Raw genomic sequence first — 3,494 nt, 5'->3', positions numbered from 1 at the left:
GGGGTCCGGCAGCACGCCGTCGGAGGAAAAGATCGTGTCGACGATCAGCATCGCGGGTTTGATGCCCTGTGCCGCCATCCGTTCGGTGGCGGCGGTGATGGCGGCGGCGAAGCCTTGGGCGAGGTTGCCGGGATAGTTGGCCGCCGTGGGCGCGGGGACCCCGAACACGGTCGGGCCGGGGGCCACGGCGGGGCCGATCGACATCGACATCTCGGCCGTCGCAAGGGTCACGCCGTGGTAGGCGTTGTCGGTGACGATGATGCCGGTGCCGCCGGTTCTGGCGCGGGCGATGCGCAGGGCAAGATCGTTCGCCTCGGACCCGGTGCAGGTGAACATGACGTGGGTCAGGGGGGCGGGGAAGTGGGCGAGCAGACGTTCGGCATAATCCAGCACGGCGTCGTGCAGATAGCGGGTGTGGGTGGCCAGGGTCGCGGCCTGATCGGCCATGGCGGCCACCACGCGGGGGTGGCAGTGGCCGACCGATGCCACGTTGTTGTAGGTGTCGAGGTAGGCATTGCCATCGCGGTCGTAAAGCCAGACGCCCTCGCCGCGCACCAGATGCAGGGGGGTTTCGTAAAACAGGCGGTAGGCGGGGCCCAGCAGGCGCTGGCGGCGGGCGACGCGGGCCGCATCCTCAGGCGCGAGGTTGCCTTTGCCGGGAACGTAGCCGTTGATCATGGTGGTTTGCTGGGTCATCGGTCATTCCTTGCCGCTGGCGCGGGCAAATCGGGCGGTGGCATGGGCCGGGTCCAGCGCGCGGAATGCCGCGAGGCCCGCAACGGCGGAGGCATGGTTGCGCATTATATAGGCCGCGTTGTCCGGATAGCGCGCGGCGCGCCAGCTGGTGATGGTGACGGTGGTGAACAGACGGGCGGTGATCAGGTCGAACAGCAGGGCAATCTCGGTGTCGGTGAGGAGGAGCACCTGGGCATAGCCATGCAGCAGGTCGGCAAGGTTGGTGAGGGCAGCGTCGTGGTCGAGGAGGTAGGAGGCGGCGATGGCAAGGTCGCAGATCCGTGGAGTGCGGACCATATCGCCGAAATCGAGGATGCCGGTGATCTTGGTGGGATCGGCGCTGTCGACCAGCAGGTTGTGCGGGTTGAAGTCGCAATGCACGACCTGGCGGGGCAGGGTTGCGAGGGCGGGGGCGACGTCTGCGGTAAAGCGGTTGAGGAACGTGGTCGCCTCGGCCCGGAGGGTGGGGTCGGGGATGGCTGGCAGCAGAGGGAGCAGGCTGGGGGCCCGCTTGATGTCCCAGAGCAGAAAATGGTCGGCGCCGGGGTGATCGAAGCTGTGCAGAGCTGTGGTCAGCGAGGCCAGAGCGGTGCCGATGGCGCGACGCTGCGCCGGTGATCGGGGGGTGGCATGGAGCGGCATGCCGGACACCCAGGACAACAGGCGCAGCGCGCCGAAGGGTGTCGGCACGACGCTGCGGCCCTTCAGGTCGGACAGGACGCGGGGCACCGGCAGGGCAGGAGCGGTGGTCGCGACATGCTGCAAGGCGGCGGTCTGGAAGGCGGTGACCTCGACGGGTTCGGCGGGGTTCGACAGCTTCAGCACGAAGTCGCGCCCCGTGGCGGTGGTCAGACGGTGGTTCAAGTCACGCTCGGACGTGAGGGGGGTGAGCGTGCCGGACAGGCCATAGCAGCGCGCGGCAAGGCCGGCCATCGCTTCGGTCCCCAACGCGGGAGGTGGCAGGCTGAGCAAGCTGTGGTCAGGATCTGGATACAGGGTCATGTCACTGGCACACTGGGATCGTTAAATCGTTAACAGGATGACGGCGTTATGGGCGGCTGGCCAGAAGAAACTGGCCGCAGCCCCTTTGCAATCCGGATCGGAGGAAAGTTGCGTGACTTTCCCGGCGGGACGGCCAAGTTAGGGGGCAGGTCTGGGATCGGGGGCGGCATGCGGGTGCGATGGGGGGTGGCGGTGCTGGCGATCGCGATGATCGTGCTGTCGGTCTGGCGGCTGGAGGGTGAGGCGCGCGGCGTGCAGGTGCAGGACACTGCGTTCGGCAGCGTGCCGGGGCGGGTGTACCGGCCGGAGGCGGGGCCAGAGGTCCGGGCAGAGTTTGGGCCGGTACTGGTCATCTCGCACGGGTTTGCGGGCAGCCAGCAGATCATGCAGTCGTTCGCGCTGAGTGCGGCGCGGGCGGGGTATGTGGTGGTGAGCTATGACAGTGCCGGGCACGGGCGCAACCCGACGCCATTGACGGGATCGGTGGTCGATGTGGCGGGGGCGACGGCGACGCTGGTGCGGGAACTGACGGCGGTGGCCGAGGCGGCGCGCGGCCTTGGTGATGGGCGGGTGGCGGTGCTGGGGCATTCGATGGCGACCGACATCGTGGTGCGGTTTGCCAAGGCGACGCCCTGGGTGGACGCGGTGGTCGCGGTGTCGATGTTTTCGCCCGAGGTGACGGTGGAGGCACCGCGCAACCTGCTGGTGATCACCGGCGCATGGGAGGGGATGCTGAGCGCCGAGGCGCTGCGGGTGGTGCGGATGGTGGCACCGGATGGGGTAGCAGGGGTCACTTACGGGGCGGCGGGGAACCAGCGGCGGGCGGCGGTCGCGCCGCATGTGGAGCATGCGAGTGTACTGTTTTCCACCGCTGCAATGGCCGAGACGGTGGGTTGGCTGAACCTGGTGTTCGGGGTGGAGCGCGCCGTGCCGCCGGTGGCGGACCGGGGCGGGTGGATCATGCTGCTGCTGGCGGGGTCGGTGGCGCTGGGCTGGCCGCTGGCGGCGTTGCTGCCGCGGTTGGCGGGGCAGCAGGCGGGGGCGGGTCTTGGCTGGCGGCGGCTGTGGATTGTGGCGCTGGTCCCGATGGTGGCGGTGCCGCTGGTGCTGCGGGTGGTGCCGACGAAGTTTCTGCCGGTGCTGGTGGCCGATTATCTGGCGGTGCATTTTCTGGCCTACGGAGTGGCCACCGGCCTGTGCCTTTGGGCGTTGGGGGCGCGGCTGCCGCAGATCACCCTGCGTGGCATGCTGGTGGGATTGCTGGCTGCGGGCTATGTGGCGCTGGCGCTGTTCTGGCCGGTTGACCGCTATTTCACCAACTTCTGGCCGGGCACCGGGCGCGGCGTGATCATCGCGGCAATAGCGGTGGGCACGCTGCCGTTCTTTGTGCTGCAAGACTGGGCGGGGCGCGGACCGGGGGCGGGGCGTTTTGCCCATACCGCGCTGAGCCTGTGCTTCCTGATGTCACTGGCGTTCGCGGTGGTTCTGGATTTCGAGCGGCTGTTCTTTCTGCTGATCATCTTGCCGATCGTGTTGATTTTCTTTACGATCTTCGGGCTCATGGGGGTATGGGTCGAGGCGCGCACGCGGCAGTGCCTACCCGGCTCGGTGATGGCGGGATTGGCTTTTGCCTGGGCGCTGGGGGTGACGTTCCCGATGTTGAGTGCAGGATGAGACTGGCCCCGAGGGGCCCGAGCGGGAGCGCATGCGATGACGGCGGTTTTTGACGGGCACAACGACCTTTTATTGCGGCTGTT

The 3,494-nt window shown here is 68.1% G+C and carries 3 protein-coding genes; 1 reads left to right on the top strand and 2 read right to left on the bottom strand.

Annotated elements, in window-relative coordinates; all coding sequences use genetic code 11:
* Positions 1-696 (bottom strand): aminotransferase class III-fold pyridoxal phosphate-dependent enzyme (locus RMO18_RS03255; protein ID WP_309663892.1); only part of this gene is annotated, 696 nt, incomplete at its 3' end.
* A 3-nt stretch (positions 697-699) separates the two neighbouring features.
* Positions 700-1,737, bottom strand: coding sequence for a phosphotransferase (locus tag RMO18_RS03250; RefSeq protein ID WP_309663891.1), 1,038 nt, complete (start codon positions 1,735-1,737; stop codon positions 700-702).
* Between the two features lie 168 nt (positions 1,738-1,905).
* Here RMO18_RS03250 and RMO18_RS03245 point away from each other — a divergent pair, with 168 nt between their 5' ends.
* Positions 1,906-3,411, top strand: a complete 1,506-nt coding sequence (locus RMO18_RS03245; RefSeq protein WP_309663890.1) for an alpha/beta fold hydrolase — start codon at positions 1,906-1,908, stop codon at positions 3,409-3,411.
* The last annotated feature ends 83 nt before the right edge of the window (positions 3,412-3,494 follow it).

This window comes from Tabrizicola sp. (assembly GCF_031377265.1).
Classification (GTDB): Bacteria; Pseudomonadota; Alphaproteobacteria; order Rhodobacterales; family Rhodobacteraceae; genus JAUYQR01.
The sequence above is the reverse complement of the archived record's forward strand: the minus strand, read 5'-3'. Positions and strand labels throughout refer to the sequence as shown.